Annotated in this window: 28 protein-coding genes and 2 pseudogenes; 5 read left to right on the forward strand and 25 right to left on the reverse strand. The window is 35.4% G+C overall.

The annotated features are described in order from the left end of the window. Nucleotides 1-302: IS3 family transposase (locus HZY91_RS02890; protein WP_197114581.1), on the forward strand; the 302-nt coding region annotated here is incomplete at its 5' end. Nucleotides 303-323: 21 nt separating this feature from the next. Here HZY91_RS02890 and HZY91_RS10915 read toward each other — a convergent pair. Then, nucleotides 324-1,187 (reverse strand): annotated as a pseudogene (locus HZY91_RS10915) (DegV family protein). 306 nt (nucleotides 1,188-1,493) lie between these two features. Here HZY91_RS10915 and HZY91_RS02910 point away from each other — a divergent pair. Further along, nucleotides 1,494-2,300 carry an Ig-like domain-containing protein gene (locus HZY91_RS02910; protein WP_197114587.1) on the forward strand — a complete coding sequence of 269 codons (807 nt, stop codon included), beginning with the start codon at nucleotides 1,494-1,496 and terminating at the stop codon, nucleotides 2,298-2,300. Nucleotides 2,301-2,401: 101 nt separating this feature from the next. Here the strand turns inward: HZY91_RS02910 and HZY91_RS02915 are convergent, their stop codons facing one another. After that, on the reverse strand, nucleotides 2,402-2,953 hold the full coding sequence (locus tag HZY91_RS02915) for a hypothetical protein (RefSeq protein ID WP_197114589.1): 552 nt from the start codon (nucleotides 2,951-2,953) through the stop codon (nucleotides 2,402-2,404). A gap of 83 nt (nucleotides 2,954-3,036) precedes the next feature. Then, complete coding sequence (locus HZY91_RS02920) at nucleotides 3,037-3,198, reverse strand: hypothetical protein (RefSeq protein WP_197114591.1); 162 nt, start codon at nucleotides 3,196-3,198, stop codon at nucleotides 3,037-3,039. Between the two features lie 103 nt (nucleotides 3,199-3,301). Between HZY91_RS02920 and HZY91_RS10920 the strand changes: the two are divergent. Then, nucleotides 3,302-3,442, forward strand: a pseudogene (locus tag HZY91_RS10920) (site-specific integrase); the annotation flags it as partial. 99 nt (nucleotides 3,443-3,541) lie between these two features. On the opposite strand, the gene rplS reads toward HZY91_RS10920, so the two are convergent. The 13 genes from rplS to HZY91_RS02990 all read right to left on the reverse strand — a co-directional run bounded on the left by rplS (nucleotide 3,542) and on the right by HZY91_RS02990 (nucleotide 16,845). After that, nucleotides 3,542-3,889, reverse strand: coding sequence for a 50S ribosomal protein L19 (gene rplS, locus HZY91_RS02930; protein WP_197114595.1), 348 nt, complete (start codon nucleotides 3,887-3,889; stop codon nucleotides 3,542-3,544). A 131-nt stretch (nucleotides 3,890-4,020) separates the two neighbouring features. Continuing rightward, nucleotides 4,021-4,545 carry a histidine phosphatase family protein gene (locus HZY91_RS02935; protein ID WP_197114598.1) on the reverse strand — a complete coding sequence of 175 codons (525 nt, stop codon included), beginning with the start codon at nucleotides 4,543-4,545 and terminating at the stop codon, nucleotides 4,021-4,023. Between the two features lie 13 nt (nucleotides 4,546-4,558). Further along, entirely contained in the window at nucleotides 4,559-5,284 is a 726-nt protein-coding gene (trmD, locus tag HZY91_RS02940) for a tRNA (guanosine(37)-N1)-methyltransferase TrmD (RefSeq protein WP_197114600.1), read from the reverse strand. Next, nucleotides 5,274-5,798: a ribosome maturation factor RimM gene (rimM, locus tag HZY91_RS02945; RefSeq protein ID WP_197114602.1), complete on the reverse strand. Its 525-nt coding sequence runs from the start codon at nucleotides 5,796-5,798 to the stop codon at nucleotides 5,274-5,276. The genes trmD and rimM overlap by 11 nt, the downstream gene beginning before the upstream one ends. 133 nt (nucleotides 5,799-5,931) lie before the next feature. After that, on the reverse strand, nucleotides 5,932-6,207 hold the full coding sequence (locus HZY91_RS02950) for a KH domain-containing protein (protein ID WP_197114604.1): 276 nt from the start codon (nucleotides 6,205-6,207) through the stop codon (nucleotides 5,932-5,934). 38 nt (nucleotides 6,208-6,245) lie between these two features. After that, entirely contained in the window at nucleotides 6,246-6,518 is a 273-nt protein-coding gene (rpsP, locus tag HZY91_RS02955; protein ID WP_197114606.1) for a 30S ribosomal protein S16, read from the reverse strand. Between the two features lie 89 nt (nucleotides 6,519-6,607). Continuing rightward, nucleotides 6,608-8,071: a signal recognition particle protein gene (gene ffh, locus HZY91_RS02960; protein ID WP_197114608.1), complete on the reverse strand. Its 1,464-nt coding sequence runs from the start codon at nucleotides 8,069-8,071 to the stop codon at nucleotides 6,608-6,610. Nucleotides 8,072-8,090: 19 nt separating this feature from the next. After that, complete coding sequence (ylxM, locus tag HZY91_RS02965; RefSeq protein ID WP_197114610.1) at nucleotides 8,091-8,417, reverse strand: YlxM family DNA-binding protein; 327 nt, start codon at nucleotides 8,415-8,417, stop codon at nucleotides 8,091-8,093. Nucleotides 8,418-9,064: 647 nt separating this feature from the next. Then, complete coding sequence (locus HZY91_RS02970; RefSeq protein WP_197114612.1) at nucleotides 9,065-10,021, reverse strand: ABC transporter permease; 957 nt, start codon at nucleotides 10,019-10,021, stop codon at nucleotides 9,065-9,067. Next, nucleotides 10,021-11,106, reverse strand: a complete 1,086-nt coding sequence (locus tag HZY91_RS02975; protein WP_197114615.1) for an ABC transporter permease — start codon at nucleotides 11,104-11,106, stop codon at nucleotides 10,021-10,023. The genes HZY91_RS02970 and HZY91_RS02975 overlap by 1 nt, the downstream gene beginning before the upstream one ends. Continuing rightward, nucleotides 11,106-12,671: an ABC transporter ATP-binding protein gene (locus HZY91_RS02980; RefSeq protein ID WP_197114617.1), complete on the reverse strand. Its 1,566-nt coding sequence runs from the start codon at nucleotides 12,669-12,671 to the stop codon at nucleotides 11,106-11,108. Before HZY91_RS02980 ends, HZY91_RS02975 begins: the two co-directional genes overlap by 1 nt. A 152-nt stretch (nucleotides 12,672-12,823) precedes the next feature. Next, the gene (locus tag HZY91_RS02985) at nucleotides 12,824-13,852 is read right to left on the reverse strand and encodes a BMP family lipoprotein (protein WP_197114619.1); all 1,029 of its coding nucleotides are present in this window, start codon (nucleotides 13,850-13,852) and stop codon (nucleotides 12,824-12,826) included. Nucleotides 13,853-14,034: 182 nt separating this feature from the next. Then, nucleotides 14,035-16,845: a DNA translocase FtsK gene (locus tag HZY91_RS02990; RefSeq protein WP_328751687.1), complete on the reverse strand. Its 2,811-nt coding sequence runs from the start codon at nucleotides 16,843-16,845 to the stop codon at nucleotides 14,035-14,037. A 184-nt stretch (nucleotides 16,846-17,029) separates the two neighbouring features. Here HZY91_RS02990 and yidC point away from each other — a divergent pair, with 184 nt between their 5' ends. Further along, nucleotides 17,030-17,983 carry a membrane protein insertase YidC gene (yidC, locus tag HZY91_RS02995; protein ID WP_197114621.1) on the forward strand — a complete coding sequence of 318 codons (954 nt, stop codon included), beginning with the start codon at nucleotides 17,030-17,032 and terminating at the stop codon, nucleotides 17,981-17,983. A gap of 47 nt (nucleotides 17,984-18,030) precedes the next feature. Here yidC and HZY91_RS03000 read toward each other — a convergent pair whose 3' ends face one another. The 3 genes from HZY91_RS03000 to gnd all read right to left on the reverse strand — a co-directional run bounded on the left by HZY91_RS03000 (nucleotide 18,031) and on the right by gnd (nucleotide 21,814). Beyond that, on the reverse strand, nucleotides 18,031-19,524 hold the full coding sequence (locus tag HZY91_RS03000; protein ID WP_197114623.1) for a sensor histidine kinase: 1,494 nt from the start codon (nucleotides 19,522-19,524) through the stop codon (nucleotides 18,031-18,033). Between the two features lies 1 nt (nucleotide 19,525). Further along, nucleotides 19,526-20,227, reverse strand: coding sequence for a response regulator transcription factor (locus HZY91_RS03005; RefSeq protein ID WP_197114625.1), 702 nt, complete (start codon nucleotides 20,225-20,227; stop codon nucleotides 19,526-19,528). 141 nt (nucleotides 20,228-20,368) lie between these two features. Further along, nucleotides 20,369-21,814: an NADP-dependent phosphogluconate dehydrogenase gene (gnd, locus tag HZY91_RS03010; RefSeq protein ID WP_197114627.1), complete on the reverse strand. Its 1,446-nt coding sequence runs from the start codon at nucleotides 21,812-21,814 to the stop codon at nucleotides 20,369-20,371. Between the two features lie 146 nt (nucleotides 21,815-21,960). Between gnd and HZY91_RS11190 the strand changes: the two genes are divergently transcribed. Continuing rightward, the gene (locus tag HZY91_RS11190; RefSeq protein WP_197114629.1) at nucleotides 21,961-22,092 is read left to right on the forward strand and encodes a DUF4044 domain-containing protein; all 132 of its coding nucleotides are present in this window, start codon (nucleotides 21,961-21,963) and stop codon (nucleotides 22,090-22,092) included. A 46-nt stretch (nucleotides 22,093-22,138) separates the two neighbouring features. Here the strand turns inward: HZY91_RS11190 and HZY91_RS03020 are convergent, their stop codons facing one another. From HZY91_RS03020 to HZY91_RS03045, 6 genes are all read right to left on the reverse strand, one after another. After that, nucleotides 22,139-22,534, reverse strand: a complete 396-nt coding sequence (locus HZY91_RS03020) for a rhodanese-like domain-containing protein (protein ID WP_197114630.1) — start codon at nucleotides 22,532-22,534, stop codon at nucleotides 22,139-22,141. A gap of 20 nt (nucleotides 22,535-22,554) precedes the next feature. Continuing rightward, complete coding sequence (locus tag HZY91_RS03025) at nucleotides 22,555-23,514, reverse strand: ROK family glucokinase (RefSeq protein WP_197114639.1); 960 nt, start codon at nucleotides 23,512-23,514, stop codon at nucleotides 22,555-22,557. Between the two features lie 12 nt (nucleotides 23,515-23,526). Beyond that, nucleotides 23,527-24,210, reverse strand: a complete 684-nt coding sequence (locus HZY91_RS03030; RefSeq protein ID WP_197114641.1) for a rhomboid family intramembrane serine protease — start codon at nucleotides 24,208-24,210, stop codon at nucleotides 23,527-23,529. A gap of 113 nt (nucleotides 24,211-24,323) precedes the next feature. Further along, nucleotides 24,324-24,476 carry a 50S ribosomal protein L33 gene (rpmG, locus tag HZY91_RS03035; RefSeq protein ID WP_197114643.1) on the reverse strand — a complete coding sequence of 51 codons (153 nt, stop codon included), beginning with the start codon at nucleotides 24,474-24,476 and terminating at the stop codon, nucleotides 24,324-24,326. A 96-nt stretch (nucleotides 24,477-24,572) separates the two neighbouring features. Continuing rightward, nucleotides 24,573-25,202 (reverse strand): endolytic transglycosylase MltG, encoded by a 630-nt coding sequence (locus HZY91_RS03040; RefSeq protein WP_197114646.1) that lies wholly within the window; start codon nucleotides 25,200-25,202, stop codon nucleotides 24,573-24,575. A gap of 14 nt (nucleotides 25,203-25,216) precedes the next feature. Continuing rightward, entirely contained in the window at nucleotides 25,217-25,681 is a 465-nt protein-coding gene (locus tag HZY91_RS03045) for a helix-turn-helix domain-containing protein (RefSeq protein WP_197114648.1), read from the reverse strand. Nucleotides 25,682-25,720: the final 39 nt, after the last annotated feature.

Genomic DNA, 25,720 nt, shown 5'->3' on the forward strand with positions numbered 1-25,720 from the left:
AATTATTTCATACAGATAGAGGTAAAGAATTCGACAACAAATTGATAGATGAAGTTTTAAAAACATTTAACATCAAACGTTCATTAAGCACAAAAGGCTGTCCTTATGATAACGCTGTTGCAGAAGCGACGATGAAAGCAATCAAAACTGAATTTGTAAAACAAATGAGATTTGAAAGCTTGAACCAGCTAGAAACAGAATTATTTGATTATGTGAATGGGTACAACAATTTTAGACCACATTCTTCATTACATTATTTAACGCCTGTTGCGTATAAAAATTTACACATGAAAAGTGTCTAAGAAACTGTTGACATTCCACTATTATTTTTTTACATATGCAATTGCTATTCCTTTACAACCTAAATGTGAACCGATACTTGGACCAATTTGATATATTCCAGTATTAGATATACTGCGTTGTATAAGAGTATTCTCTCTTAAAGTCTCTGCCAATTGGATATTTTGAGTATAACCAAAGTAAACTGGAAATTTTGGGTCGAACTCATCTAATAAAAATTTATCAATGATGGTTTTGTTTGCAGAACCGAAACCTCTTGATTTTCCAACTTCAACTAATTTACCATTTTTTAATTCGATAATTGGTTTTATTTACAGTACTTCACCAATAGTCGCTAATGATTTGGGTATTCTACCACCCATTTTTAAAAATTTCAAAGTCCCTGCCACTCCATAAACAGTAGCTCTCTCACAAACGCTTTGAACTTTTTCAATTATTTCTTCCGGATTATTGCTAATTTTATTTAATTCTACAGCATACTCTACGACTAATCTTAATGACAAAATAGCTTGTTTAGTATCTATTACATAGATATGCTCCTTTCAGCTAGACATATTACGAGCAACCATTGCACTTTCATATGTTCCGCTTAAGCCATGTGAAAGCGTTAAAACTAACACGTCTTCTCCTATCGATTCTGCTTTATCATAAAATTTCAAATAATTTTCTGGTGAAGGTCTGCTAGTAACTGGTAAATTATTTGTTGTTTCCAGCTTTGAATAAAAATAGTCTATCTGTGACGGTGTTTCCTGAATAAAATTTTCCCCATTCATAGTTATAACTAAAGGAACGATTTCAATATCTAATCCTTTTGCTTCCTCTATATCAATACCTGAAGATGAGTCTGTAATTATTACCATGTTAAAAGCTCCTTTGAATATATACATATATAGTATTTTATTAAAGCCATTTTAAATATATTTGAAGAAGTCTTCAAGTCCGTATTATCTTTTCATAAAATGTCTTTTAATGTTTCCTAATTAGTATTTTAACTTTAACATAAAATCTAACATCAAAAATAGTCAATCTTTAAAGAAAATGTAAACACCATGTATTATAAAGAATAGTATAAAAATGATTACCAAAAAGTTCATAATTAATTCATACACCTAAATACAAAAATTCACTTCTATTTGTTACCCTTTTTGTACTGTATCGAGAAAACAAAATATTAATTTAAAGGATGATGTAAAGTGTTCAATTCGAAAAAAACAAAAGTAAATAGTTTCAAGATAGCCTCAACATGCACCATGCTTTTGCTAAGTCCAATAGCTTTAGGAATAACTAACCTAGAAATATATGCCGAAGAGAGTCAACCCGTTTATATCCAAACAATACATAAACAGATAACAATTAATGCGGTTGCCCAAGATGATACTTCTGTATCTGGTACAGCTGGCCAAGAATCAACTGTAACCGTTCAATTTTCCGATTCAAACAAAGAGACAGTAGACGCCGATTCAGATGGAAATTGGTCGGTAAATGTGCCCCAGGGATCTAGATTAAAAAATGGTGATATTGTAAAAGCAACGACTGGTGATAAGAAAGGAAACATCTTTTATGAAGAAGTTATTGTTGGAGCTGACTCTAATGCCCAAGCAGAATTAAAAAACAACAAGGGGTCCATTAAAAATAATGAAGCTAAAGAAATAGCGACTAGCACTTCAGAAACAAGTGCAGTAAAGGATTCGGAAATTTCAAAGGAATCTAAAGCGCAAATAAACTTTGTCAAAGTAAATACAGTCTTTGAAAAGAATCAGACAATTAACGGTACCTCTACCCCAAACGCTACTGTTTTAGTTTTTTTTGATAAAACTTGCGATAAAGAAGTTGTCACTGCAAATGATAAAGGTGAATGGACAATCAATGTTCCTAGTACAATTCAATTAGCAAAAGGTGACCTATTAAATGTAACTTCTAATTCAGCAACAAATGAGCAAGCTTTTCAACAAGTTAAAGTTCAAGTAGCAAATCCTACCAATCATATCAATGAAAAATAATAACTAAGGCAAACTATTTTTATTTAACATAATGATTCAAAGGAAAATAAGCAACAAGCCACCACAATTAAGTGATGGCTTATTTTTATGCCTACGAAAATTTAAATAGTAAGCCCCCTCTCAGTCCAATCAACGGTAGATGACGTCCATTGATCGCTATAATTTTTAATTGACTCAAAAATCACTTGTCCATTCGGCAACATAACAACAACTGGTCTCTCATTACTTGCAATCAATCGTTTTAACAAAGCTTCAATATTTGCCATGTTTCCAAACCCTGTAGCGTTAGCAATTCCTCGACCTATTCCGCCAAGCGTTTCAGCATTAAGTGGCAGTACTGCTTCTTTTCTAGCCTCACCGCCAGCCATGAGATTATTCCCATTAGCTCCAAATACGGTAGGTTGTGTTAAAATACCACCTTTTGCAAACCATGAAAGCCCAAATTTAGGAACGCTAGGAGGACTCAAACTAAAGCTACCAGATATGCTTATATGCGATAATTTAAGATGTGGTAATTTCCACGAAAATTTCATGATTGACTTAATTTTATTGATTGCATTTTGAACAGCCTCTTTAACTGCATTGATTTTATTTGTAATCCCTTGTTTTATAGCATCAAATTTAGCATGAGCTGCTGCTTTGATTTGCATCAAATTTAGCTGTCATTGAAGAAGCTAATTCTGACGTTTTCGCTTTTACGTTAGCCCAACCTTGCTGAATACTATTAACCAAAGCATTAAATACTAGAGTAGCTGCTACACAGAAAAAAATTCCAAGCTCCTGAAAAATATTTAACAATTGAATCCCAATTAAGAAATGCTGCAATAATTATACCAACTAAAGCAGTTACCCCAGCCACAACTAATCCAACTGGCGTTAGCAAAAACGAAATAGCCATAGCTAGACCACCTAAAATCATCAGTAATGGGCCTATTGCAGCCACAATCATGCCAATAATGACAATTAAATTTTTAGTTCCACTATCCATTTCACCAAATTTTGAAATCGATACACCTATTCAAATTGTTCAAGAACGTTTAGGCCACACAGACATCAAAACGACTATGAATATTTATGCTCATGTAACTGATAAAAAGCGTGATGAATATGCTGATAAGTTCGCTGAATACATGGCATTTTAAATTAACGTATTCAAAACGTATTCAATATACTTTCAGACAACAAAAAAAGCACCAATATTGGCTATATAAAGCCTTTCTTGATGCTTAATTTCAGTCTGATTATCTTCCGCGTTCTTTAATACGGGCAGCTTTTCCAGATAATGCACGAATATAATATAATTTCGCACGACGAACTTTACCTTTACGAACAACTTCCAATTTAGCAACACGTGGTGAATGTACTGGGAAAGTACGTTCTACACCCACACCATTTGAAATTTTTCGAACAGTGTAAGTTTCGCTAATACCTGCTCCACGACGCTTAATGACTAAACCTTCGAAGATTTGTACACGTTCACGATCACCTTCAACGATTAAAGCGTGAACTCTTACAGTGTCTCCAGGACGAAAGTCTGGAATATCATTACGTAATTGAGCTGCAGTAATTTTATCGATTATTTGGCTCATTCTTTTTTCTCCTTCCAACAAACATTCTTAAATAGCTAATCTCTATTTAGCGGAATATCGTTTATTTAAGGTCTCATGACCACTTTTAATATTATACTAGAAATTTAAAACTTGTAAAGGGCTTTTCAAGTTTAATAGAAGAATTCTACAATATGATCATTTAATCCATTAGATGAGTCATTGTTTAAAAAATTAAGAATTTCTTTAATAACTCTCTCATCTAATACCATCACAATCACACTATGCTCTCGGATTACTTTTTCTTGAATCGACCACATTGCCTTATGAATTCTTTCTAAAAAATTCAAATGATATTCTCCACCTGGAATATGTTGAATAATTGATTCTTTTGAAAACTCCAAAAAATCGTCTACCTTTTTCCCTTCCCAAAAGCCAAAATGGCGATCATTAAATCGACTATCTCTAAACCATTCTACTTCTTGCCAACCATTTCTATTAATTAATATTTCTGCCGTCTCTCTACTTCTTCTTTGCATAGAAGTCACTATAAAAGTAGGTTGATAAGGTTCCAATCGGTTTGAATACTGAAATACAAGTTCTTTCCCCTTCTCTGATAAAGGCAGATCGTAAGAACCTTGAATTTGATGATTTTCATTTAAAAGAGTTAAACCACTTTTAACAAATACAAATTGCATACTGCTATCTTTCCTATTCTTGATCTAACTGAAATTCTTTAAGCCACTCTTTTTCTTGGTCATTAAGTTTTTCAAAATCAATTAAATCAGGTCGATATTTATAAGTACGGCGTAAACTTTCACGATGTTGCCACCGTTCAATATTAGCATGATGACCACTTAGTAAAACTTCTGGTACAGACATACCTCTAAACTCTGATGGCCGAGTATATTGAGGATACTCTAATAATTTATCTTGAAATGATTCATGGACAATCGAAGCTGAATTCCCAACCACATCCGGAATTAACCTAACAGTTGCATCAACCATTACCATTGTTGGAAGCTCTCCATTCGTCAAGATAAAGTCTCCTAAAGAAACTTGTTCTGTCACAAACGATCGAATTCTCTCATCAAAGCCTTCATAATGACCACAAATAAAAACTAAATGGTCCTCCGTAGCCCAGCTTTCGGCTTTTTCTTGAGTAAATGGTGTGCCGATCGGATCAAGCAGAATAATTCTCGCATGATCAGAGAGTTTAAGGGATTCTAAACAATTAATAATGGGCTCTGGACGCAGTAACATTCCAGCACCACCACCATAAGGATAATCGTCCACATGCCCATGTTTATTAACAGAAAATTGACGGAAGTCATGGGTTTGAAAATCCAGCAAACCTTTTTCTTGTGCTTGACGCATTAAAGAGTGATTCATGGGAGCAAACATTTCAGGAAATAGTGTTAATACATCAACCTTCATCTATTAATCCCTCCATCAGCTCTACCCAAACTTGACCTTTCTCAAGATCAACTTTTTTGACAACATCTCCTATAAAAGGTAATAAAATATCTTTACGCTTAGAGTTTATTGGCTGTACCACCCAAACATCATTGGAACCTAGCACTAGAATTTCCTTAATCGTTCCTAAGCGTTTTCCATCAAGAGTCAAAACATCTAATCCGATTATTTGATGATGGTAATAGGCATCTTCTTCAAGTTCATGTTGATCTTCTGCAGAAATCGCTAAAGACATTCCCTTAAATTGTTCTACTTGATTTATATCATATAAATCTTTGAACTGAATTAAATAGGCACCTTTATGCTGTTGCAGAGACTCCACAATTACCTTTCGAACCATTTGATTGTCGTGTAAAATATAAAGCTGATTTCCTATCTTAAATCTATCTTCTATAAAATCTGTATCGATTAATATTTTCATTTGCCCACGAATACCAAATGTATTAACAATTCTTGCTACTCGAAAAAACTCCATTTAATTTCTCCTTTATTTAAAATCCCTAATTAGTATATCAAATAATCTCTCGAAAGGGAGTCAAATGATTCTTATCAGGCTCTGGATTAAATGAAAATAATAAAAGGTAGCGTCCATGACACTACCTTCAGAACTATTCTACTGTTGATTCATCTTCTTGATCCAAATCATCTGCAATGACGATTCTTGAACGCTTTTGATCTCTCATTCGAACACTATAAACAATGGTACGAATAGCACGTATCACGCGCCCTTTCTTACCAATAATTCGTCCGATATCATCTGGGTGTAAAATTAAATGATATTCCATAAACTCTTCCGAATCATGAACTTCGATCTTAAATTCTTCAGGATGATCAATCAGAGGTTCTACGATCGTTCGAACTAAACTTTGAATTTGTTCTACCATTAGAGCACATCCTTTATCTATTGACGATATTGACCTGCTTATTTAGACTGTTTAGATTCATGAAATTTTTGCATAATCCCTTGAGTCGAGAACAAGTTACGAACTGTATCCGATGGTTGTGCACCATTTGCTAACCATTGTAAAGCTTTCTCTTCTTCAATAATTAATTCCGCTGGCTCTGATACAGGATTATAAGTACCAATTTTCTCGATAATGCGTCCATCACGTGGTGAACGTGAGTCTGCAACTACGATACGGTAAAAAGGACGCTTTTTAGCCCCTGAACGTTTTAAACGAATTTTAACTGCCATAATAATTTCACCTCCATAACTAATATCACAATTATGTATAATATCAGAAATTCAGATCTGTGTAAAGTCTTTTTGCTTTACAGTTAAAATTATTTTCTTTTTTTCTTTTTCTTAAGCAGTCGAGCTATTTGCTTCTGCTCTTTTTGCTTTTCAATTTGTTCTGGTGATTGAATTTTGCCCATCGGTGGCATCCCCTTCATTCCTCCACCTTGTTGTTGCATCTGATTCATCATCTTGTTCATGCTACCCATTTTCCCATTTGACATTTGACTCATCATTTGCCTTGTCTGGTTAAATTGCTTAATTAGTTGGTTCACTTCTTGTAAGCTTTGACCACACCCTGCCGCAATTCGTTTGCGACGATTTTGCGAAATAACGTCTGGGTTTTCACGCTCATATGGCGTCATCGATTGTACAACCGCTTTAATTCGATTCATATCTTTCTCTTCGATGTTAAAATCTTCTATACCAGGGATTTTGTTCATACCTGGGATCATTTTCATCAGATCCTTTAAAGGTCCCATCTTTCTAACTTGATCCATTTGATCTAAAAAATCATTAAAATCAAAAGAGGCATCTTTAATTTTTCCAGCCATCTTTTGAGCTTCTTCTTCATCAAAATCTTGCTGAGCCTTCTCAATTAAAGTCATCATATCGCCCATACCTAAAATACGGCTAGACATACGATCTGGATAGAAAGGCTCAAGTGCATTTAATTGCTCACCTTGGCCAGTAAACTTAATCGGCTTATCAATGATGGAACGAATCGAAAGAGCTGCTCCTCCCCGAGTATCACCATCTAATTTGGTAATGACTACCCCTGTAATATCAAGCGCTTCATTAAAAGCATCCGCAACATTAACCGCATCTTGCCCAGTCATAGCATCCACTGTAAGTAAAATTTCTTGCGGTTGAACTGCGGCTTTAATATTACGTAATTCATTCATTAATTCTTCATTTACATGAAGTCGACCAGCTGTATCAATTAAGACAACGTCATTGCCATTCATTCGCGCTTGTTGAACCGCATTCTGAGCAATTTCCACTGGACTAACATTTGTTCCTTGACTATAAACTTCAAATCCTAATTGCTGACCAATTGTTTGAAGTTGATCAATTGCAGCAGGACGATAAACGTCGCCTGCTACCAACAATGGTTTCTTCTTTCCTTGTTCTTGAACAAACTTAGCTAATTTTCCAACAGTTGTTGTTTTCCCCGCTCCTTGTAAACCTGCCATCATGATGATCGTAGGAGGTTGAACAGAGAAATTTAACGGAACTTGTTCCCCTCCCATTAACTCTGTTAATTCTTCGTCAACAATTTTAACAACTTGTTGAGCTGGAGATAAAGATTTTAGAACTTCTGAGCCTAAAGCCCTTTCATTAACCTTCTTCACAAATGTTTTAACAACTTTAAAATTGACATCCGCTTCCAATAAGGCAAGTCGGATTTCCCTCATCATTTGTTTCAAATCAGCTTCACTAATTGTGCCGCCTTTCCCAACTTGTGAGATCGAACTTTGTAAACGCTCGGATAACGCTTCAAATGCCATACTCTTATTCCTCAATTCTTTATAATTCTTTTTGAATTAATTCTTCAACTATTTCAACTGCACATTGATTTTTGGTCAATACTTGCTTGAGTTGATCATATCGTTCTAAACGCTGATTACTTTTGTCTAATAGCCTCAATTTTTCTTCGTACTCTTTTAATAAACATTCTGCTCGTTTAAGATTATCATATACAGCTTGACGACTAATTTGATAGTTTTCTCCAATTTCTGATAAAGAAAGATCTTCTTCATAATAAGAAGCCATCATATTTTGCTGTTTTTCAGTTAACAACACTCCATAATATGATAAAAGTTGATTAATATGAACGGTTTTCTCCAAAGACATTCTACTAACCTCCTATTCCTGCTTATAATAATGAACCTCTTCATTTAAGCAATTAGTCAAGTAGGTAATATATAGTATATGGTTTCTAGCAAATTTTATACATTATTTAAAGAATGCTCAAAACATTCCAACCTTCACAGTATGTACTAAATTTTAACCATCATAAATCGCAAAAACTATAGAATACTCTACAAATAATAGATATCAATAATACATTACCGATAATTGATCGTATCCTGACTAAAAATTGGAGAGTTATTCAAATTCGTAGACAATTTTCGTGTTAGAAAAGAAGTCTCTTTCACCTAATAAATGATAAATTTTCACATCACATTCTCAACTTTAGGACGTGATATATTCACTATTTTAATCACTCTCAATATTTTATCATTCTTTATAAGGGACGACAAATAGATTATATTTTTAATCATCATTAAAAAAAGAACGACTAACAGTTTTTTGATACTACGGGCAAAAAAAGAACAAACATAACCCATAAGAATTATGCCTGCCCTTTCCCGTCACTTCATTTCATTCATTTATATTAAGTTCTTCTCATGATACATAAAAATCAGTCTCACATATTCATGCAAAAAACTTCAGAATATCCACATGACGCTTAATCTTTTTAGAAAATAAAGATTTGTTTATTTTGATTTTACATAAGTGGTGCCATTTGCTGCTGGTCCACGTGACTGCCCCACTACCCCAACTAACACTATAATGGTCACCACATAAGGAGCAATTTGTAAATAAACTGGTGGAATACTAGATATTAAAGGTATTTGTGACCCTATGACAGCCAAAGATTGTGCAAAGCCAAAGAATATCGCGGCTCCCATAGCTCCCAGAGGATTATATTTACCAAAAATCATAGCTGCCATCGCCATAAATCCTTGGCCCGCAACTGTTGAAATAGAAAAGTTTAATGTAATAGTATTCGCTAATACCGCTCCCCCCAAACCGCCAAACAAGCCTGAAATTAAAACACCTGCATATTTCATTGCATAAACATTGATACCTAATGTATCAGCTGCTTGAGGATGCTCTCCAACCGATCTTAATCTTAACCCAAAACTTGTTTTGAAGATAATGAACCAAGCAATCACAGCTACTAAAATCCCCATATATGCTGGAGCCGAAGTAGATCGAAAGAAAATCGGCCCAATAATCGGAATTTTATTCAACAATGGAACCGTAGTGTATCCAAATGATTGACGGATCATAGGTGTTTCACCTTTTCCTTCAAAAAAAACACGGACTAAAAAAACACCTAAAGCTGGCGCTATTAAATTTAGAACAGTTCCTGAAATAATATGATCTGCCCTCAAATGAACTGTAGCAACTGCATGGATAAGAGCAAAAAGAGTACCAGCCAAACCTCCTGCTAATAACGCTAACCACGGAGTCATGCTACCAAATGTTTGAGCAAAAGAAATATTAAATAAAACAGACGAAAAAGCGCCTATTACCATAATTCCTTCCAAGCCAACATTTACAATGCCAGATCGTTCAGAAAATACTCCTCCCAAAGCCGTAAAGATAAGAGGGGCAGAATACACTAAAGTTGACGATACTATCAACGCTATTAATGATATAGACATTATAACTCTCCTCCTTCTTGACCCAGTTTAGATTGATGAAGCGATTTCCTTTTCTTTGATCGTTCGAGAAAATAAGTAATAATATAATTGGCACCCACAAAAAATATGATGATCCCAATCACAATATCCACTATTTCTGATGGAATTTTTGCAAATAAAGCCATCGTCGACGCGCCTGTCTCTAATGCTCCAAAAAGAAAAGCTGCAAAAATAATTCCAATCGGATGATTAATGCCGAGCAAGGCAACTGCCATACCATTAAAACCAATTGCAGGTGCTACTCCATTTTGTAAATTGATAAAGCCAAATTCTCCTAAACCATTCATCACGCCTCCAAGGCCTGCAAGTGCCCCAGAAATACACATAGCTAGAATAATATTCTTCTTAGCGGACATTCCTGCATAATTTGAAGCATGAGGATTTAATCCTACTGATTTCAATTCAAAACCGGTAACAGTCCTAGCCATAAGGATAGCCACTATAATTGCTGCAACAATAGCTAAAAATACTCCTCCATGAATAGTCGAGTTATTAGTTAGCTCTGACAACCAAGCTATTTTTAAACTAGCATTCGCTCCAATTGAAGGCGTTCGATCGGCTTTATCTGTTAATACATATCGAATCAAATAATCTACGATATAAATGGATATATAATTCAACATAATTGTCACAATCACTTCACTCGTATTGAAATAAGCTTTTAATACTCCTGCAATTGCGGCCCATAGGGCTCCAGCTAAGGCTCCTGTTACAATCGCCAATGGCAAAACAATCCAAATTGGAGCATTCGGAAACATCAAGCCTACCCAAACAGAAGCAAACCAACCCCAAAGTGCTTGACCAGCCAATCCAATATTAAAGAAGCCTGCCGTATAAGCAACTGCGAATCCTAGCCCAGTAAAAATTAAAGGCGTTGCTGCACGAACTGTTTGACCTACTGAGAACGGATTCCCAAAAGCCCCTTGATAAAGAGATTCATAACCAGTGATAGGATCATATCCAAACGCAAACATTAAAAGCGCTCCGAAAATTAATCCAATCACAACTGAAGCAATTGAAACGATAAATTTTGAAATTCCTGACATTAGTTCGCCGCACTCCCTTCAACAACTTGCCGATTTTTCAGAACCGTATCATAAGAAGTTCCTGCCATAAGTAAGCCTAACTCTTCTTCATTTGTTTCATCAGTTGGAATATCCGCTACAATTTTGCCATCATACATGACTAAAATACGATCAGATACATTTAATATTTCATCTAATTCAAAACTCATCAAAAGCACTGCTTTATTGTTATCTCGCTCATCAATAAGCGATTGATGAATAAATTCTATCGCCCCCACATCAAGGCCTCTTGTAGGATTTGCTGCGACTAAAACATCAGGATGCGTTTCCAATTCTCTAGCGATAATAGCTTTTTGCTGGTTTCCTCCAGACAATGCAGCAGCCGGTACTTTTTCCGATACCGTACGGACATCATATTTATTAATCAAGCACTTCGCACGCTCTTCGATAGACTTGAAATTCAAAAAACCATTTTTAGAAAAAGGTGAACGGTAATAATCTTTTAATACCATATTGTTCTCTAGCTTCATTTTTAAAATCAAACCATATTTATGCCGATCTTCAGGAATATGCGCTAATCCCATTTGAGAAATTTGACGCGGATTCTTCTGCGTAATTTCTTGCCCATTAAGAAAAATTTGTCCAGAATCAGCTGGTAATAATCCAGTAATCGAAAGGACTAACTCTGATTGTCCGTTCCCATCAATTCCAGCAATTCCTACTATTTCACCATGATGAACTTCAAAAGATAAATGATCGACTAAAGTAATTCCACGATTATCTTTTATATGAAGATCGTTAATACTTAAAGCGACTTCTGTTGGGTGTGCTTTTTGTTTTTTGGTTTTAAACGTGACATTCCGTCCTACCATCATGTTAGCTAATTCGACCGCAGAAGTCATTGCAACGTCAACTGTATCAACAGATTCGCCTCTTCTAATAACCGTGCAACGATCTGCTACTTGTTTTATCTCATCCAGTTTATGAGTAATAATAATGATCGATTTTCCTTCTTTTGTTAATTTTCTTAACGTCACCATCAATTCATCAATTTCTTGAGGTGTTAAAGAAGCAGTAGGCTCATCAAAAATCAATATATCGGCCCCACGATATAAAGTCTTGAGTATCTCTACTCTTTGTTGCATTCCTACCGATATCTGTTCTACTTTTTTATCAGGTGCCACCGAGAGCCCATATTGCTCAGATAATTCAACAATTCTCTTGCGTGCTTGCTTCTTATCGAGTACAATCCCTTTTTTGGGTTCAGCTCCAAGAATAATATTTTCTACGACCGTAAAATCATCAATCAACATAAAGTGCTGATGAACCATTCCAATTCCCAACTCACTGGCTTTAGTAGGTGAATCAATTATAACTTCCTTCCCATCTATTATAATTTGACCAGAAGTAGGTTCTAATAAACCAGATAAGATATTCATTAGTGTTGATTTCCCAGCTCCATTTTCTCCCAGAAGAGCATGGATTTCACCTTTATTAAGCTTTAAATTAATATTACGATTTGCATAAAAATCTCCGAAACGTTTAGATATATTTTGCATTTCAATCACTGCATGTTCTGAAACCATAGGATCCCCTCTCTGTGTCGACACTGTCTCGCTTATAATATTATATCTAAAAAATTTTTAAAGTAAATTAGCTTTTTTTATTTTAAATACGCCTTAATTGGATAGGCTCATCACAATTAAGGCGTTAATATTACACATTTATTGTATTAATATTATTCAGCAGGTGTCTCAGGCACTTCTATTTCACCATTTATAATCTTTTCTTTATAAGTTTCAATTTCTGCTTTCGCATCATCAGAGAGATTACCTTCAGTAATACCTACACCACCATCTTTTAAACCAAACACTTGATTTCCTGCTTTAAAACCATCTTTAGAACTTGTTTCAGCAAATGTTTTCACTGCAGAACCTACTTCTTTTAGAGTAGATGTCAAGGTGAGTTGTCGCTCTTTCCCGTCTACTTCAATAATTCCCTCAGCTTCTTGGTCCATATCTACGCCTATCACCCAGATATTCTTAGAAGGGTCATTGCTTACAATATCTTTTGCTTCAGAGAAAACTCCATTACCAGAGTCTCCCGCTGCTTGATAAATAACATCAATATCATTTGCATACATAGCAGCGGCAATCTGTTTTCCTTTCGGAGCATCAGCGAATGAACCTACATACTCCACTTGAACTTCAATATCAGGATTAACAGCTTTTGCGCCCTCAATAAATCCAGCTTCAAAACGATCGATAATGACTCCTTCTACTCCTCCGATGAAGCCCAAATGATCTGTTTCAGTAGTTTTAGCGGCGGCTACTCCTGCTAAAAAAGCAGCCTCATTATCTCGAAAATTAATAGAAGCGACATTGGGTTGTTCTACCAATGCATCAACGATCAAAAATTGTTTATCTGGATATTGTTGAGCAATCTCATCAATTGCTGATTCCAATTTAAAGCCAATTCCAGCAATTAAATCAAACCCAGCTGACACAGCAGAATTCATATTCGTAATATAATCAGAGTCAGAATTAGATTGAATATAAGTATATCCTTCTAACCCTTCTGTTAAACCATTTTCTTCACCGTAAGCAGTAATGCCTTCCCAAGCAGATTGATTAAATGACTTATCATCCACTCCACCTTGATCAGTCACCATAGCAATCGTTAGAGCATCTTGCGCTTGAATGATAGTAGGGGCAAATAAACCTGTTAGCGCGGTTGTAGTTAATAAAGATGTCATGATTTTCTTCATAAAATTTCTCCTTCTTAAAAAAAAACTAATAGAGTATCGTGAATTTTCTAACCGAAAACAAAATAATTGAATAAAACTTCAATCTATGACTGCTTTCAAATTTAATCACCAATGCATACGTTATCAAAGCTATTATACGGCCAATAACTGGAATAAGCAATTTAAACACCCTGAGAGCGAGATTAATCTTCCATGATTTGATCCATTAAAACTTGTCTTGGTTTACTACCATCTTGAGATGAAATAAGTCCCTGTGCTTCTAAATCATCTATCAGTCTAGCCGCACGATTATAACCAATTCTAAATTTACGCTGCAGTTGCGAAATGCTTACAGTCTCTTGACCTGAAATTAATTCTACCGCCTCTTGGTAATATTCATCATCAGAAGCATTGGTTACGTCTTGACTGTCATCATCAGAAACAAGAATTTTTTCATCATAATTGACACTTCTCTGGTCTTTAATAAAATCAGTAATACGTTCGACCTCATCATCAGATATATAAGCGCCTTGAACACGGATTGGCTTACTCTTACCCATCGGTTGAAAGAGCATATCTCCACGACCAAGTAATTTTTCAGCACCCACCGCATCTAAGATCGTCCTCGAATCTGTTCCTGATGAAACGGCAAAAGCTAAGCGAGATGGGACGTTCGCTTTAATAATCCCAGTAATAACATCTACCGATGGTCTTTGTGTCGCAATAATCATATGAATCCCAGCTGCTCGTGCCATTTGAGCCAGCCGAATGATCGCATTTTCAACATCATTTGAGGCAACCATCATTAAATCTGCTAATTCATCAATGAAAACCACAATCTTAGGTAAACGTTCGTAGCCTGTACCTTCCTTCTGATTCCACTGTTCTACCTGTTCATTGTAACCATCAATATTTCTCACACCGGTCGTTGCAAATAGCTCATATCTTCTCTCCATCTCTTCCACAACATTATTAAGCGCACGCGCAGCTTTACGCGGGTTTGTAACAACTGGAGAGAGTAAATGAGGTAGTTCATTATAAAGTGTCAATTCGACTTTTTTAGGATCCACCATTAAAAATTTAACTTCTTCAGGTTTTGCTTTCATTAATAAAGAACAAATAATCACATTAATGCCTACGGATTTTCCTGATCCAGTTGAACCTGCAATCAATAGGTGAGGCATTTTACTTAAGTCAGCTAAGCAGACAGAACCAGCAACGTCTCGACCTAAAGGAACCTCTAACAGATTGTTACTCTCTAAACCTGCATCAATAATTTCACTAAAAGCAACAGGGCTCACTTGAGTATTAGGCACTTCAATTCCTATTAATGATTTCCCCGGAATAGGTGCTTCAATCCTTACATCTCTAGCCGCCAAAGACAAAGCGATATCATCCGCTAAATTTACTATTTTACTCACTTTAACTCCTACCGCTGGTTGAATTTCATATTTGGTAACCGAAGGACCTAAATTAGCTTTCACTACTTTAGCATCGACACCAAAGCTTTCAAACGTAATTTCAAGTTTCTCAATATTTTGGTTGATCCGCTTATATTCTTCTGATTGATCTACAGCAGGTAATTTTTTTAATAGATCTTTACCAGGTAACTGATATTCTTGAATTTCCTTTCTTTTTGCTTTAACAGCCTCAATCTGCTCTCCTTTACTTAGCACATTATCCATCCCATCATCAGTTAAAGCCTGACGTTCGCTGCTTGATTCTTGCCAATGACTAGCTGTAGGAGCCTCTGAAACACTCTTCGATAGAGACTTATTTTCAAGATTAGCTTCTTCTGGCATAGACTGCACCAAATCTTCTAAACTGCCGTCCTTTTCTATTTCATCTGTATCCACTTGAATAACGTCGGCTGATCGATCTATCGATTCAGGCTGCTCTATTTTCATTTCATCGGGCACTGGATTCATCTGATCAAAAAAATCAAGATCTAATACTTTGCCATTCTCAGGCCTTGTTTGCCTACGCATCTCTGCCGTATTCGCTTTAGGATCTGAATGTCGATATGCTTCAAACACATATTCCTTATCTGGTTTATAAACCGGTGCCTCTTCACGTTCGATTGTCGGCATGTATTGATTTGAGCTTAAGGTTGACATTGCACTTTCTTCAACCTTTTCTGCATTCGTAGATAAGAAAAAATTCTGAAAAGACTGCCAAATATTTTGTATTGGATTTCTGCTCTGATCTTGCTTTTTCTGTTCTTGAGGAGAGATTTCTTCTAGTGTTTCTGCCTCTTGTTTGCTAATTTTCTGTTCACTTTCTAAAACACCTTCTCCTTCCTTATTGAAATCAACTTCTTGTCTTCCTCCATTTGTTGAGACCGTCTCTTTTTCTTCATTAAAGATTGAACGCATCTCAGAAAAATCTGGGAATAAACGTCTGATCAACTTCCAACTATTGAGAAAAGCTTCTTTCAAAGCCTGCCATCCAGCTGTTAAAGGAACATCCATTAGACAAACTAAACCAATCAGAAAAATTGCAAAAAAGAAAATATACGCTCCCCATTTACCAAATAAATACCCCATGGATGCATAAAGTCCCGCTCCTAGCATTCCTCCACCTAAACTATATTTATTCTGCTGGGTTAACAGTTCATTACGGTATAATTCGAAAGTATAATCAAAAACTGAAAGGTTTGGATAATCTTTAAGATAATGATGAAACTCTACAAAGTGCAATACCCCTGTGATCGCAATAAGAACTAACAAGCCTCCTATTAATCGTCGTGGGTTTACTCTTACAATATTCCCTTTTATCATCATAGTGATTCCAGATAATAAAAAAACAAATAAGATAAGTGAGTATGCTTCACCTACCATTAACCGGAAACCGTTCGCTAGCATTAATCCAACAAATCCCCAATTAAATAAAGCGATAAAGCTCAGGAAAGCCACAAAAAGACCAAGTAATAGATAAATTGATTGATATTTTTGTATCTTAGTTGACTGACTGGCTTTTTTTCTTTTGGTTGATTGACTACCTTTTTTGACCACTCAATCCACTCCTTTTCTCGTCATTAGAACATGCATTCGTTATTATATCATTAATTTTTGTCAATATCGAACCCCGTAAAAAATATTTTCTGTTGATATCTACTAACTTTTAGCATAAAATAGTACAGACTGCCTAAGCATGTAGTAAAAATTAATATAACGAATTAAAAACGGAGTGTGTGTCATGAACTTTATAAAAAAACACTGGAAATTTATTTTTCTCATATCGATGGTTGCACTAATGGCCTCAGGTTGTGTGAGCTATGATAAATCAGGGAATCCAAGTGGTGCTATTTATGAATATGTCGGTATCCCTACCGCCCGCTTTATGGATTGGATCGCCAATATATTCGGGGGATCATATGGTATCGCCATCATTATCATTACAATTATTACCCGCTTATTTATGCTCCCTTCTACCTATAAAATGACAAAGGGAACAATGACCTCATCTGCCAAAATGAAATATGCTCAACCTGAAATAAAAGAGATTCAAGATGAAATGAATGAAACAGATGACCCACAAGAAAAAGCTGCTTTACAACAAGAACTTATGAAGGTCTATTCAAAATATGATATTAGTATGTTAAGTGGAGTTTCTGGCTGCTTACCAATGCTCATTCAATTACCCATTATCTCGGCTGTCTATGCTGCTGTCCGTTCCTCAGATAAAATTGCTGAATCAAGTTTTCTTGGTATCGACTTAGGAGAACGAAGTATTCTAATTGTAGTATTAGTAGCTGTTTCTGCTTTTCTTACAGGTTGGCTCATGCAGAAATCAAATCCCACACCTACTGCCGATAACCCGACAGCAAACCAAATGCAAAGTTCTATGCTCATTATGAATCCACTTATGCTCGGATGGTTTACTTTTGTTTCTAACGCTGGAATGGGACTTTATTTCCTAACAGGCTCAATTTGGTCACTACTTCAGCAAGTTTATATGAACCACGTGGCTAAACCAAAAATTCAAAAAGAAATAGATCAACAAGTTGAAAAATATAAAAATATTCCTCGAGAAAAGCGACAATCAAAAGTTCGCAAACAAAAGGAAGCTATTGAAAAAGAGAACGCCAAACGAATCGTTCCCGTTAAAGCAAATTCAAAAAAACGTAACGCTGGGAAACAAAAGAAATAACTAAAACAAAAGAAGAGACTCGTCATTTATGAGTCTCTTCTTTTAATTTATATTAATTTTTCTTCTGCAATTTTCTTACTCTTATACAATTGCCTTTGATCCGTAATAATGGGAAACTCAATATAAAAGATTGAACCGTGCTGATAAACTGATTCTACTCTAATTATCCCCTTATACCCTTCAACCAATTGCTTAGCAATACTCAAACCTAGTCCATTTCCACCTTTATGTCGTGATCGAGCTTTATCAACACGATAAAAACGAGCAAATACTCTTTCTTTATCTTCTTCAGTCATTCCTTCGCCAAAATCTTGCACTGCAATCTGAACCTTACTAATACCTTGGCTTAAAGATAAATGAATTTCTTTACGATCAGTTGAATATTTAACAGCGTTATCCAACAAAATAATTAATATTTGCTCATAATGATTTCGAAACATTTTAACATAAATTTCTTCATCGTCTCGTTCACTGTCAATATAGAATTGAAAGTCAGGATAAAGCATTGTAAAGTTATTAAATACTTGACGTGTCGTAGACACAATCTCAGTTATTTCATCCTTATAATCAATATCCACATGATCCGCACGAGAAAGATCTAACATTTCTTGTACTAAATCTTTCATTCTCGTAATTTCTTGCAAGGAGGCTGCAATCGACTCCTCCAGAATGTCTGTATCCTGTTTCCCCCAGCGATTCAACATCTTCAGATGTCCTTCTACAATTGCAACTGGTGTTCGCAATTCATGCGAAACATCCTCCACAAATTGCTTCTGATTTCTCACGTAAAGATCAATTTTATCTAGCAACCGATTAACATGGAGACTAAGGTCACTCCATTCATCATTGCTTCTCGGTTTCATTACCCGTACTTCCGATAGATTATCTTCTTCAAGCAAATCTAAAGTGTTGTTTACATATGATAGAGGTCTTAAGAAAAAATTCGAGAGAATAAACGCTAGTCCTAAAGACAAAATAAGATGAATGATTGCCGCAAGGAGATAATAACGATTTTGTCCTCTAACAAATTGATCTTCTATATCTGGTAAAACGATATATTGAATAGTTCCTAGTAATTGACTATTATTTTTTGCCAATATTCGTCTATTCCCTACAATATAATGTTTCCCCTGATATTCTATTTCCTTCAACTCAGCTTGAGAAGATTCTAAAGGTAAAGATAGAGGCTTAGTTTCATACACCAACTGTTGTTTAGGATTAAACACCCTTATTACTACACGATTATTAGCAAAAATATCAACTATTTTTTGTTGCGAAGAAGTCGTATCGACATTCGACGAAATAGGCTTAAAAGAATAACTATTAAAAGCACCATTCGAAAGAGAAAGTTCCTTTTGAATATCTTCAAAATTTTCCTGATGAAATGTCCTTAGCTGATCCCTATAATCAGACAAAGTAAGTTGTTGATATATTTTTAAAGATAGAGCTGCAACGACTAAGAAACTAACAAATAACAAAATGCCCCATTTCCACTTAAGCGAAAGGGGCTGTTTTGATTGAAACCATTGTTTAAGACTCATATTATGTTCTCATCACATATCCGGTTCCGCGAACAGTTTGTATATAGGAATCTTGCCCTTCAAGATCGATTTTATTACGCAAGTATCGGATATAAACATCTACCACGTTTGTTTCAACTTCAGTCTTATAGCCCCAAACTTGTTCAAGTAACACATCGCGAGACATCACCATATTGACGTTTTCCATCAAGAAAAGCAATAATTCATATTCTCGTTTTGTTAAATCAATAACCTCTTCACCACGTCGAACAATTCGGCTTGCTTTTTCAATGACTAAATCACGATACTTAACGATAGGCTGATGTTGCGCTCTTGAATCCTCTTCATTCTCTATTCGTCGGAATAATGCTCGCAGTCGGGCCAACAATTCTTCGATTGCGAAAGGTTTTACAATATAATCATCTGCCCCTTGGTCTAAACCAGAAACCCGATCAATTACAGAATCGCGTGCCGTCATAATAATAATAGGAGTATCTTTGATTGGGCGAATTCGTCGAACCACTTCTAATCCATTTAATTCTGGTAACATCAAATCAAGAAGGATCACATCCCATTCTCCATCTAACCCTTTTTCTAAACCAGAACGCCCATCATAACAAATCTCTGTTTCATAACCTTCATGCTGTAATTCTAACTCTACAAAGCGTGCTAAATTTTTCTCATCTTCGACAATTAGAATACGATGTTTAGGATTTTCTGCCATTAAAACGCTTCCTCCTTTTTACTGTCGCTATTATTGTACACTTTCTACGACAAAATAACTATTATTATTCACAAATTTTATTAGCAAAATTTAGGTTAAACTCCTTTTTTGTTCATTTTGCTAAATGTTTTATATGAGGGATTACTCTTCAATTTTTATTTCTTCATTGAGATCCCATAAAAAGTGGTAAGAACCCGGACGATCAATACGCTCATAAGTATGGGCACCAAAATAGTCTCTTTGAGCTTGAATAATATTCGCCGGTAAAACAGCTGTTCGATAAGAATCATAATAAGCGATAGCACTTGAGAAACCTGGTACTGGGATCCCCGCTTGAACTGATAAAGCTACTACATCTCTAACACTTGCTTGGTATGCGTCCGTAATCTCTCTAAAATAATCATCCAATAATAAATTCTCTAATTCTGGATTTCTAGTATAGGCATCACTAATTTTCTGTAAAAATTGAGCACGTATAATGCAACCCGCACGGAAAATTTTAGCAATTTCTCCAAAATTTAACTCCCATTCAAACGCTTCTGATACAGCATGATATTGTGCAAATCCTTGAGCATAAGACATGATCTTTGAAAAATAAAGTGCTTGACGAATTTTTTCAACCCATACCTGTTGATTTTCTTCTAATCGCTTAGGGTCATGATGTGGTCCCGATAAGATTTCAGAAGCTTTCAATCGTTGCTCTTTCATCGCTGAGATATACCGAGCATAAACAGACTCTGTGATGGTCGGAAGAGGGACACCTAAATCAAGAGCTGATTGAGAAGTCCATTTCCCTGTTCCTTTATTTCCCGCACGATCCAAGATCACATCGACCATCGCTTCGCCTGAAACCGGATCCTTTTTAGTTAAAATATCTGCAGTAATTTCAATTAAATAAGAATCTAATTCTCCATGGTTCCATTCTTTAAAAACTTGCGCAATCTCATCTACTTCCATCCCTAAGAAATGGCGCATAATATCATAGGACTCAGCTATTAATTGCATATCTCCATATTCAATGCCATTATGAACCATTTTTACATAATGCCCCGCTCCATTCTCCCCAATATAGGAGACACAAGGTTCTTGATCACTTGGAGCTTTAGCAGCAATTTGCTCAAGAATAGGCGCTACTAATTCATAAGCTTCTTTTTGTCCACCTGGCATGAGTGCTGGTCCTTTTAAAGCCCCTTCTTCACCACCAGAAACTCCCATTCCAATGAAATGGATACCTGAATTAGCTAATTCTTCTGATCTTCTAATCGTATCCTTAAAGAAAGTATTCCCTCCATCAATTAATATATCTCCTTTATCTAACAGAGGTATTAATGATTGGATGGTTGCATCTGTTGCAAAACCTGCTTTAACCATTAAAATTATGCGACGTGGTTTCTCAAGACTGCTTACAAACTCTTCAAGACTATATCGAGGAACAAGCTTTTTGTGCGGATTTTCCTGAATCACAGCTTCCGTTTTCGAACTTGAACGATTAAAAATAGCAACATCGTAACCTCTACTTTCAATATTCAAGGCTAAATTTTTCCCCATTACAGCCATTCCAATTACTCCAACTTGTGCCAGTGTCATATCCTATAAACTCCTTTATCATTAATCAGACTTATTTTATCAGAGTTAAGAATTTAATTAAAGCCTCGAACTATTCATCAGAAAAATTGAAGTCATTTTTTCTTTTGTGTACAATACACATATAGATTTACTGGGAGGCACTATTAATGAAATATAAAAAAAATAAAAAAAGTAAATATGATCGATTGATCAAAATAATGGCTATCCTTATGATTTTCACCATGGTTATTGGGCTAGTTCTTACTTTAGTATTAACCATTACCAACTATTTCAACTAACTATTAGAAAAGGTTCTATGATGCTTAATGTCATAGAACCTTTTCTCTATTTATTTGTTTTAATCTTACCAAACCATTTATCAATTCCACCTTCTAGAATATACACCTGTTCATAACCTGATTTACGTAAAATATTTGCTGCTCTAGAAGCAAAAAAATAGTTTTCATCATATAGATAAACTGGTTTATCTTTACGAATTTCAGTATATCGCATTTTGAACTGGGAGATTGGAATATTTCTTGCTCCAAGAATATGTTTCGCATCAAATTCCGCAGGCTCTCTTACATCAATTACAGATACTTTTCTTATATTTTCATTCAATTCATGCGCATTAGCCATAGTAGCTGAACGTTTACGCATTAACCATAGCCAGCCCAAATATAACCCTATTAAAAGAATAATCACTAATACAAAAATCAATAAAAACTGTAAAAATGTCATGTTTACTTACACTCCTTCTATTATTGAATAACTAATGATGCTGCCCCAATCACTCCTGCATCATTCCCAAGCTGAGCAAGTTGAATTTTTGTCTTATTTCTAATCGGTGCAAAGACAAAATGTTCAAATTCAGAAAGAATTTGATTTAACAAAAAATCTCCGGCCTGAGAAACACCTCCTCCAATCACAATCACTGAAGGATTTAAAATATTTGCTAAATGAGAACAAGCTAAGCCCAAATAACGACAAAAATGTTCAAAGACTACTCTAGCAAAATCATCTCCATTTTTCGCAGCATCAATAATCATTTTCGCATTTAGCCTCTCGTCCTTTATTGTGGCTTGATAGAGTCGTGAATTGCCTTCATAGTAGGTTGCTAAATGATGAGCTAAATTTAAAATTCCAGTTGCCGATGCAACAGATTCTAAACAACCATGCTTCCCACAAGTACATAAAAAATCATCAGTAAAGTCGACTGTAATATGCCCGATTTCGCCAGCGGAACCAGTGGAGCCTGTAATTATTTTACCATTCATTACAATTCCACCTCCTACACCCGTTCCAAGCGTTAACATCCCCACATCCTGAAAACCTTTTCCAGCGCCTTGCCACTGCTCACCTAAGGCTGCAACATTTGCATCATTTTCAATATAGAAAGGGATATCAAAAGCCTGATCAAAATACTCTTTCACAGGATGCGCCCGCTGCCAACCTAAGTTATAAGCCCCTACTACAGATCCATTCTCTTGAACCGTACCTGGCGTTCCAAAACCAATACCCAAAAATTCATTGATTGATTCATTGCGACTTTTCAACTCAGACTGGATAGACTGAATTAGATTTGGCACAATATACAGACCTTCCTCACTTGAATCAGTAGGTAAAGCCCATTGATAGATAATACTACCTGTCGTACTAACTAAAGCGAGTTTAGCAGAAGTTCCTCCTAAATCGATTGCAATTATCTTCTCTTTTACCATAATATTTCCTTTCTATAATACTTTTTGAAACCCAAAATATAATAATAGCAAGGATAGCAAGATAAGTATCACCAGTGAACCCAGACGAATTTTCCAGTTGATTTTACTAGAATATCGCTTATCCAAGCCAATTAACAAGGTAATAAGTCCCCCAAAGATTGCTCCTCCAATATGCCCCCAATTATCTACTCCAGTCCCCATTACACCGGTCACAATATTCAGAATAATTAAGATTGAAAAACTAGTGGCCCTTTGTTTTAACGCCAAAAGGTGAGGATACATTTGAGCTAGTACTACATAAGAGATAAAAAGTCCAAAAATTCCTGTCGAAGCTCCTGCAGAAACGTTTGAATTAAACGCAAATGAAAATAGATTACCTCCCAGACTAGAAAAAATAAATAAAACTATAAATCTTAAATGTCCCATCAATTTCTCCAAATCCATCCCAATAAAATAGATTGACAGATTATTGAATAAAAGGTGTTCAAACCCAATATGTATAAAAGCAGCCGATAACAAACGCCAAAACTCATGTCTAAATACGATATGAATATTAGATTTTGCTCCCATTTGGACCAGAGCCTCTACTGAAGTGGTGGTGCCAAACTTTAACAACATATAGAGAAAAATCATCAGATTAATCCCAACAATCGTATATGTTATATAAGAGGTATTATCCAACTTTTTTTGCATCATTTTCGGCTCTCCTTTTCTATACACTCTATTCAATATATTATACACTATCCACAAAAATTTTGTAGAAAACAAAAAAGTTGGAGTCATTAAACTCCAACTTTAGATAAGATAAATTATTTTTTCACTTCACGATGTAAAGTTACTTTGCGATCGCGTGGGCAATACTTTTTTGCTTCTAGACGATCTGGATTATTACGTTTGTTTTTATTTGATAAATAATTACGTTCACCGCATTCTGTACATTCCAAATTAATGTTTACGCGCATGGTATCCCTCCAAACTGATGAAAATTTGTTATTCGCTTAAAACAGCACTTTAGCATTATATCATTAAATGATTCGAATAGCTATATTATTTTAACATTACTGATAATAGTATACTCCATTCGTCAACTCACTCGCAATTTCGTGAATAGACATATCTTTAGATAATTCATAATCACCAGCCTGAATCACCGATTCTAAATTCCATTGATCGATCAATTCTTGGAAATCACTTGCTGAATCAATATAACCTGTTTCTTCCAAACGGCTCGCAATTTCTGCTGAAGATTCACCATCCGTGATTGCAAATGCTCCATCTTCTGGTGCCTCTACTTCCTCAGTTGTATCCTCTTCGTTAGATTCTACTTCTTCTGCTGAAGTTTCTTCCTTTTCATCCACAGACTCATCTTCTTGATCCTTCTGCAAATTACTTTGTTCGTCTAGTTTTTCTTGCAAAGATTCATTATCATTTTTTAACTGTTCAACTTGATTAGAAAATTCCTCTTTTTGACGACTTATTTCATCTTTTTCTTGTGTCAAGCCAGCAATCGTTGACTGGTCTTTATCGTATTGTTCTTGGAAAGATTCAGTATTTTGGCCTTCAAACAGACTGGGCAATGTAATCCCATCAACTGGCACATGTCCTTGAAAAAAAACTGCAAAGGCACCTGCTAAAATACTGGAAGCTAAAAACCCGACTCCTAACGAACGTAAATTTTGTTTTTTCATGTCAGACCTCCTATCTAGCGATTTTCAATATATTCTTCGATAATATATTGAATCGTTGTTTGGTCTTCTTCAACTTCTCTAGCAATTTCATTTAAAGTATAGCCCTGAGAATAGAATCGAATAATATCCTCTCTTGTACGATCAGACACCTGATAATTGATAACTTCTGGTTCTTCAATATCAATATCTTCTGAATCAAGATCAACGCTAGTCGCAGGCTCCACTACCGGCTCTTTTTCTTCGCTTGGGTAATAAACCTCTTCAGCAGTTAAGGGCTCCACCTTATCAACTGGCATCTCTCCCCCAAAGACATCCGCTTCTAAATTGCGTAATTGTCTCTGTAAATGATCAATCTGCTCACCCTGCTCATTAATAACTTTTTCTAATTCTGTATTATTGCCATCTTTGGCAAAGGCAGAAGCGATAAAGAAAATAATCGCAATCACCAATAATACAATGACTAAAATCCAAATATCCATTTTTTCACCTCTAATATCTTTTCTCTAGTTTAACAAATA

Source organism: Facklamia lactis (assembly GCF_015863205.1).
Taxonomy (GTDB): domain Bacteria; phylum Bacillota; class Bacilli; order Lactobacillales; family Aerococcaceae; genus Facklamia; species Facklamia lactis.